Origin of the sequence: Leptospira bouyouniensis, from assembly GCF_004769525.1 — a bacterium.
GTDB classification, from domain to species: Bacteria; Spirochaetota; Leptospiria; order Leptospirales; family Leptospiraceae; genus Leptospira_A; species Leptospira_A bouyouniensis.
Genome location: NZ_RQFT01000017.1, coordinates 134312 through 141490 on the forward strand (window position 1 = coordinate 134312; position 7179 = coordinate 141490).

At 40.0% G+C, this 7179-nt stretch carries 7 protein-coding genes and 3 tRNA genes; 8 read left to right on the plus strand and 2 right to left on the minus strand.

Features of this window, described 5'->3' with window-relative positions; genetic code table 11:
• The first annotated feature begins 13 nt into the window (after positions 1–13).
• Positions 14–1486, plus strand: a complete 1473-nt coding sequence (locus EHQ43_RS19215; protein ID WP_135772065.1) for a potassium/proton antiporter — start codon at positions 14–16, stop codon at positions 1484–1486.
• Here EHQ43_RS19215 and EHQ43_RS19220 read toward each other — a convergent pair.
• Entirely contained in the window at positions 1470–2843 is a 1374-nt protein-coding gene (locus tag EHQ43_RS19220) for an APC family permease (RefSeq protein WP_135740909.1), read from the minus strand. The two genes, EHQ43_RS19215 and EHQ43_RS19220, sit on opposite strands and share 17 nt — an antisense overlap.
• Positions 2844–3359, minus strand: coding sequence for an LIC10415 family protein (locus EHQ43_RS19225; protein WP_135740910.1), 516 nt, complete (start codon positions 3357–3359; stop codon positions 2844–2846).
• Positions 3360–3533: 174 nt separating this feature from the next.
• Here EHQ43_RS19225 and sppA point away from each other — a divergent pair, with 174 nt between their 5' ends.
• From sppA to EHQ43_RS19260, 7 genes are all read left to right on the plus strand, one after another.
• Complete coding sequence (gene sppA, locus EHQ43_RS19230; protein ID WP_135740911.1) at positions 3534–4499, plus strand: signal peptide peptidase SppA; 966 nt, start codon at positions 3534–3536, stop codon at positions 4497–4499.
• On the plus strand, positions 4496–5104 hold the full coding sequence (locus EHQ43_RS19235) for a hypothetical protein (RefSeq protein ID WP_135740912.1): 609 nt from the start codon (positions 4496–4498) through the stop codon (positions 5102–5104). The genes sppA and EHQ43_RS19235 overlap by 4 nt, the downstream gene beginning before the upstream one ends.
• Entirely contained in the window at positions 5105–5845 is a 741-nt protein-coding gene (gene surE, locus EHQ43_RS19240; RefSeq protein ID WP_135740913.1) for a 5'/3'-nucleotidase SurE, read from the plus strand.
• Positions 5846–5849: 4 nt separating this feature from the next.
• Positions 5850–6521, plus strand: a complete 672-nt coding sequence (locus EHQ43_RS19245) for a tetratricopeptide repeat protein (protein ID WP_015676494.1) — start codon at positions 5850–5852, stop codon at positions 6519–6521.
• Positions 6522–6580: 59 nt separating this feature from the next.
• Positions 6581–6652, plus strand: a tRNA-Pro gene (locus EHQ43_RS19250).
• Between the two features lie 17 nt (positions 6653–6669).
• Positions 6670–6743: transfer RNA gene (locus tag EHQ43_RS19255), tRNA-Arg, on the plus strand.
• 18 nt (positions 6744–6761) lie between these two features.
• A tRNA-His gene (locus EHQ43_RS19260) sits at positions 6762–6833 on the plus strand.
• The last annotated feature ends 346 nt before the right edge of the window (positions 6834–7179 follow it).

A 7179-nucleotide genomic window follows, 5' to 3' on the forward strand; every position in this document is an offset into this window, starting at 1 on the left:
CTAAGGACTAAACATGATTGATAGTTTTACCTTACAAGCACTCGTTATCTCAACACTTATCATTTTTTCTATTTTATCGAGTAAACTTTTTTTCCGTTTTGGATTTCCTATCCTACTTATTTTTTTAACCTTTGGAATGTTAGCTGGTGCAGATGGTCCTGGAGGGATTGATTTTAGTGATTACAGTTTAGCCCAGTCCATTGGAATTTTTGCCTTAATTTATATTTTGTTTTTGGGTGGCCTCGAAAGTGAATGGGATAGTTTAAAAAATTTTTTATCAGTAGGGATTCGCCTTTCAATTATTGGAACTGTACTCACAGCACTCATTTTAGGAGTCCTTATCCATCTTTTGTTCCCTGTTCTTGGGTTTATGGAATCGTTTTTGCTCGGTTCCATCGTAAGTGCCACAGATGCTGCTTCCGTTTTTAATATCTTTAAAACTGGTTCTTCAGACCTACCTGTTCACTTAAAAAAAATCATAGAATTTGAATCGGGATCCAATGATGCAGTGGGTGTTCTCCTCACAACAATCTTTATGAACCTTATCACTGCTGACGTAAGTTTTAGTGGGTTCCAATTCTTTCGTTTTTTTGTGATGCAAGTCCTTGTGGGGATGATGATGGGATACAGTATGGGAATTCTAATCCTGTATTTAATGAACTCCGTCAAACTCGGGTATGATGGTCTTTATTTAGTTTTCATTACAGCATCAGTGCCTTTCATTTATGCAGTCACAACTGTTTTCCAAGGGAATGGATTTTTGGCAGTTTACATCGCAGGGATCATCGTTGGTAGGAATAAATTCATTCACAAAAAATCAATCTTTCGTTTTTTAAATGGATATGTTTGGATTTTACAAATTGGGATGTTCCTTTGTTTTGGTCTCCTTGTGTATCCAACTAGAATGGCAAATATTTGGGTACCAGGACTTCTCATCGGGGTTTTACTGATATTGTTTGCAAGGCCACTTGCTGTTTTCATTTCGTTATTCAAAGTCAATTTACCAGTCAAAGAAAAATTGTTTATTTCTTGGGTGGGTCTAAGGGGCGCATCTCCCATCATTCTTGCCACTTTTCCGATTGCCCAGGGACTTGTTTGGGGAGATTTACTCTTTCATATTGTGTTTTTTGTTGTGTTAGTATCCCTTCTCATCCAAGGTTCTCTCATCCCAAGGGTGGCGCAATGGTTAGGAATTTTAAAGAAAGATCCTGACAGAAAGATATACCGCCCAACAGACTTTGATAACATCGAATTTCCAGGCATGACCTTACAAGAGTTAATTGTTCCCTACAACTCCAGTGTTGTAGATAAAGCTTTGTTTGAAATCAAACTTCCAGAACAATCTCATATCTTACTGATTGCTCGTGGTGAACAATTTTTAATTCCTTCAGGCAACACACAAGTGAAAGGTGGGGATGTAGTTTGGGTACTTGCAAAAGATGATGTGATGCCAATCATTGGCAAAACCTTTATGGCAATTGCTTAGAAACCATCTTTTTATCCAATCGAAAGAGATAATAGACTGGTAAAGCAATGAAGGTGATCATAAGTCCCCAAGATGCAGTGATTGGTTTTTCTACAAATAAAATCACCATAACAGCAATATTGGCAAAGATGTATAAAAATATTGGTAATGGATAAAGTGGGATTTTATAATCTGATTTCATTCCCATCTTTTCAAATCGAAAGGGAGTTGCTGCTGTTAAACATGATAATATGAGAATGGAACATGTGATCATATAAAGTAATGCTTCGATTTCTTTCACAAACAAAAAGAGAATCGCAACAAATGCCTGAAAAAAAATAGAAACATAGGGGCTATGCCATTTGGGATGGACTTTGGAAAAACTTGGTAAAAACACTCCATCTCTTGCCATCGCAAAATACACCCGACTTCCACCGATCAGGATGGCAGACATTGATCCCAATATCACCCAAGCAATAAAACTTGTGGTTAATATGGAATAATTAGAACCAAATAACTTTTGAAAGGCGATCGCACCAATTCCATCTTGGCCTGCCAATTCGCCGATGGGAGCTGAAATCACAAATAACAAATTGATTGCAAAATAAAGCCCAGCGACAAGAAAACAAGCAGTGATCGCCGACCGAACAATTGTTTTTTCCGGTTGTTTTACTTCTTCGGCAATGTAGGTGATCATATTCCAACCTAGGTAAGAAAAAGAAACTGGTACAATGCCAATGAGGACTTTCGAATAAAACGACAATTCCAATACATTTGGAAAAGGAGATTCGAATAAATAGGCCCAGTGGGTGGAACCAATTGAAAAACCAAGCGCCAAAAATAAAAGTAATCCAGTGATTTTTAAGACAGCAAAAACATTTTGGACACGCACAGCTGACTTGATTCCAAAATAATTCAAAACACTAAAAAATAGGATGGGTAAAATTCCAATGAGAGTTGTCGAGCTCACTTGTAAATCGAGGCCAAGGAATGTGTATGTGGGTGTTTCAAAGTATGGCAGTTCGGGAAATAAAATTTGGACATATTTTCCAAAGGCTAAGGCAAGTACCGAAACACAGGCTGAAAAATTGGTGAGTAGGGAAGACCAACCACTCATAAATGCAATTGCAGGAGAGTAAGCAACTTTGAGATAAACATAATCTCCTCCAGCAAATGGTAGGAGACGAGCTGCATACGCATAGGTGATGGAACCAGATAGAGCAAGAAAACCACCGATGATCCAACAAAAGAGGACGATCCAGAGGTTACCGGTTTCTTTGATTAAATAACCAGATGTGAAAAAGATCCCAGACCCCACCATGGAGGAAAAGAGAACAGAAATGGAATCAAAAGTATTGAGGCTACGTTTTAATTCCAATTAACTGCCAAGGAGACGTTTGACCATTGTTTCAGAAATAGGTTTCATCGAAGCAGTTGAGACCGATCCAATTTTACCCTTAAATTCTTCCGGGCTAAGCATCATGCCAAGAGAAAAAATATTTTCTCCTTCCACTTCTTTTTTCTTCAGTTCCGCAAGAAGGCTGGAAATGGTAGCTTTGCTTGTTTCTAAAATTTCTGGTTTGGAAATGTTTCCTTCACCTAACTCAGGAAAGAGTGGCTCTCCTTCAAACAAAAGTTCTTTGAGTTTGTTTTCTTCTTGAGTTGTATCTTCCAAGAGACCAATCCGAGATTGTTCTTTGGAAAGTTGTTTCTGTAATTCTGTGAGCCGAGATTGGATATTGTGGTATTGAACAGGAAGGCTCACAACAAAATCAGATTTTTCATCTGCTTTTTGTACTTGAGTACCTGTTTTCCCAGTGACATCCTTAGTATCCTTTTTGTCCTGGATTAATTTTTCGGCTGAGTTGAGGAGACGATTGAGACGAACATCCATGTCCTACCTTCCTTGGTAATGGCCTTATGTCTCGGCGGTGCCTGGACATAAATCCTGTGACTACCTGTCTAATTTTCGGCTAACCCGTACAATGAAAATAAACTTTTTCTAAAAAAAAGTAAAGAATTATTAAAGTTGACTCGGGTTTTTGCAAGGTTTTGCTAGTGGGAGTTTATGGAAAGAAACCAATTTCTTCTCTTTCTCTCCTTTTTGTTCTCCATTATTGCCACAATTCTTGGAATTGCCATCTTGGTATCTGGATCGAGCCTTGCCCGTTTCTCAAATGGAACTGGTGGTAGTCTTTTCCAAGCCAGTGAAATTGGAGCTGTTGTGATACCCATTGTCGGGGAAATCCATTCGGGGGAATCTACCTTTGATTCCACTGGGGCTGACACCGTCTTACGCCAATTACGTGAATTGGAAGAAGATGGTAATATTAAAGGGATCTTACTTGAGATCAATTCGCCTGGTGGCACTGTGGCTGCTTCCCAAGAGATTTTCAACGAACTACTCCATTTACGCAAAACCAAAAAAATCGTGGTAAGTATGAAAGACGTCGCCGCATCCGGTGGGTATTACATTGCCGCTGCATCTGATTACATCTTTGCAGAAAATGGAACCATCACTGGATCCATTGGTGTCATTTCCTTTGCACCGAATGTAAAAGGACTCCTCGATCGTTATGGAGTAGGGGTTCGCACTTACAAAGCAGGCAAGTACAAAGATATGTATTCACCTTTTCGTGATTCCACAAACGAAGAAGACGATATGATTGGTAAACAACTCCAAGACACCTATCGCAAATTTGTTGAAGATGTAGCCAAAGGAAGGAACAAAACTGTAAAATCCATAGAAGAATTGGCCGAAGGAAAAATTTATTCAGGTGAAGATGCATTCCGTAACAAACTTGTGGATGACATCGGTGGAAGAAGGGAAGCCCATAAAAAACTTTCTGAACTTTGCCAATACGAAGGAGAAATTCCACTCTTTGAACAAGAGTATTCTCCATTTGAAAGGATGATCCGTTCCCTAGGAGTGAAGTTTTTAGGGGAAGGTTCCCAAACGGCAAAAATTCGTTCTCTATTACAAGCACAAGTCCTTGTGATTTTGCCAACTGCACTTGGGAAATTGATGTTATGAGAGATTTTTTCTTTGATTTGGTAGATACATTGGAGTTGGTGTTTCTTGACCCACTCCGTTATTCGGAAGAGGTAAAAGAGATTCCTTTTGCAATAAGTCCAATTTCGAGTTGGATGTTTTCGGTTCTTTCCGCCTTATCACTGTCAGTTGGAATGAGTATCTTATCTGCACCTTATACGATCTCTACTCTGTCATTTTTGTTTTTTGGATTCATTGCTAATTTGATTTTGTTTCGGTTTTTCCCTTTTTTTTATTCGTTAGTTGCTGACTATTATGTTCAAAAAAAAGGGAGATCACAAAAACTTTTGTTTCTTGTGATGTTTGCAAGGCATTCTACCATCCTCTTTTTAGTATTTGCTCCCGTATGCATTGTGTTCCATGCCATCGGTTTATCGGGAGTGGGATCTGGATTTATTTTATTACTCACGTTCATCGTACTCTATGGCCTTATTATTGCTCGTGGACTGAAATCCATTTATGAACTACGGAATCGTGATTCCATTCGTTTCTCATTTTATGCATTGGGTCTTACGATTTTATTTCCCTTTTTAATGAACTTGTACACAGCGACAAGTGTCCTGCAATCGGTTTCGGGCGGTTTTTAATTGAATTTACTCATCACAAATGACGACGGGATTTCTTCCGCCGGAATCAAAGCTTTGGAACGTGTTCTTGGCAAATCGTACAATACGTATCTCATTGCTCCTTTAAAGGAACGTTCTGTCACATCCATGGCTCTCACTGTTTTCCAAGGCATGCGAGTGGAACGCATCAATGACAACCATTACATTGCAGATGGCTTTCCTGTTGATTGTGTGAATATAGGTTTGTATGCAGAAATATTCCCTAAAATTGACTTTGTAATCTCTGGAATCAACAGAGGTGTCAATATGGGGTATGATGTCCATTATTCGGGAACGGTTGGAGCCGCCAAACATGGTGCCTTACATGGAATCCCATCACTTGCAGTGAGTTCTGGTCGTATTGATCCAGATGATGGGTATGAAAAAGAAGCAGAACTTGTGTTAGCTTTTTTAGAACAATACAAATCACAAATTAAGTCAGGTGAGATTTGGAACTTAAATGTTCCTCCTGAAGTCAGTGGAACAGGATCCATCAGCGAACTTGTGTTTACAAGACTTGGGCGCCGTCGTTACTCAGAAAAATATGAAAAAAAACAAATCATTGAAGGGGTCAGCGAATTCCAGTTAAACGGAAGTTTACTCGGTCATGATGAAGAAACGGGAACCGACTTTGAAGCGTATTACCAAGGAAAAATCCCTGTGACACCGATTCAATTGGACCTAACAGAAAAAAATCGACTGAAGGAATTACAATCTAAATAAAACTATGGCTTCTGACAACGATTACCTTTCTTATATGAACAAAGGCAATTATGCCATGGCATTAAATCTTCTTGACCAGGCTTTGTTACAAAATCCAGAAGATCCTATCCTCTTATACAATTTTGCCCTTTGCTGTTTCCAAACCAAAAACTTCAAAAAAACGATCCAGGTTTTGGATCGGATCTTAAGTGAATACCCAGGATTTATTGAACTAGATAATGTTTACCGTTTAAAAGTGTTCTCACTTGTAGAGTTGAAAGAATGGGAAGCGGCCGAAGGGATTATCAAGGAAAGATTACAAATTGCAATTGATGATGCAAAACTTCTCTCGTTTCTAGCTCACATTTATGAATACACACACCGTTTGGAGGATGCGATTTCCATCCATCGAAGGATTCTCAAAGCAAACCCGGATTATAAAAATAGTTTGAATTCACTTGGGTATCTCCTCGCTCTCAAAAAAAAGTTAACCGCTGATGAAAGGGCCGAAGCCATTCGTTCTTTAAAAAAAGCATTGGAATTAGATCCCAATAATCCAGCGTATTTGGATAGCTTTGGGTATTTTTTGCAAACCAACGGAAAACCAGAAGAAGCATGGAAGGCATATCGTAAGGCTTTACAAAAGAACCCAAACCACCCAGTACTTCTCGAAAGGCTCAAGAACCTGAAGAAATAAATCTCCCTTTTGTTGACACAGTCCTTCAGCCAAAAACACTGGTGTTTCAAGGACTTTCTCGGGATGTAGCGCAGTGGTAGCGCATCTGTTTTGGGTACAGAGGGTCGCAGGTTCAAATCCTGTCATCCCGAATCAGTTGGTTCTATCTGACCCGGTAGCTCAGCTGGATAGAGCAACTGCCTTCTAAGCAGTTGGTCGGGGGTTCGAATCCCTCTCGGGTCGATGATTGTTCTAGAAACGGTGGATGTAGTTCAGCGGTAGAGCCCCGGTTTGTGGTACCGGTCGTCGCGGGTTCGAATCCCGTCATCCACCCACTAAAATCGCCTTCGGCGATTCAAAATTCCAAACAACTTAAATAGATAACCAAGAAATTGGGATTCGAACGATTTTGCGAAAGAGTTCGAGTAGCCAATTTGGCAAGACACCTTGCCTAATTGGCGTTAAACGAGAACGACCGAGCACATGGAAGTGCGAGGGCTCGCAAAAGACGGCCTGGAACGAGTTCGACCCGGAAGGGAGAACCGTGTAAGGCGAAATCCCGTCATCCACCCACTTATCAATTTCCCACTTCAACGTTTAATCTTTCTTAAAATTCTCCTGGGCGCCGCAAAGCACCCACGGACGGGTGCGAGCGAGAGCTCTGACCATGGAAGGCCAG

What these genes read in the sequence shown, in the direction of transcription:
- EHQ43_RS19215 (WP_135772065.1), top strand. Translation starts at nt 14, where the DNA reads ATGATTGATAGTTTTACCTTACAAGCACTCGTTATCTCAACACTTATC.
- EHQ43_RS19225 (WP_135740910.1), bottom strand. Translation starts at nt 3,359, where the DNA reads ATGGATGTTCGTCTCAATCGTCTCCTCAACTCAGCCGAAAAATTAATC.
- sppA (WP_135740911.1), top strand. Translation starts at nt 3,534, where the DNA reads ATGGAAAGAAACCAATTTCTTCTCTTTCTCTCCTTTTTGTTCTCCATT.
- EHQ43_RS19235 (WP_135740912.1), top strand. Translation starts at nt 4,496, where the DNA reads ATGAGAGATTTTTTCTTTGATTTGGTAGATACATTGGAGTTGGTGTTT.
- EHQ43_RS19245 (WP_015676494.1), top strand. Translation starts at nt 5,850, where the DNA reads ATGGCTTCTGACAACGATTACCTTTCTTATATGAACAAAGGCAATTAT.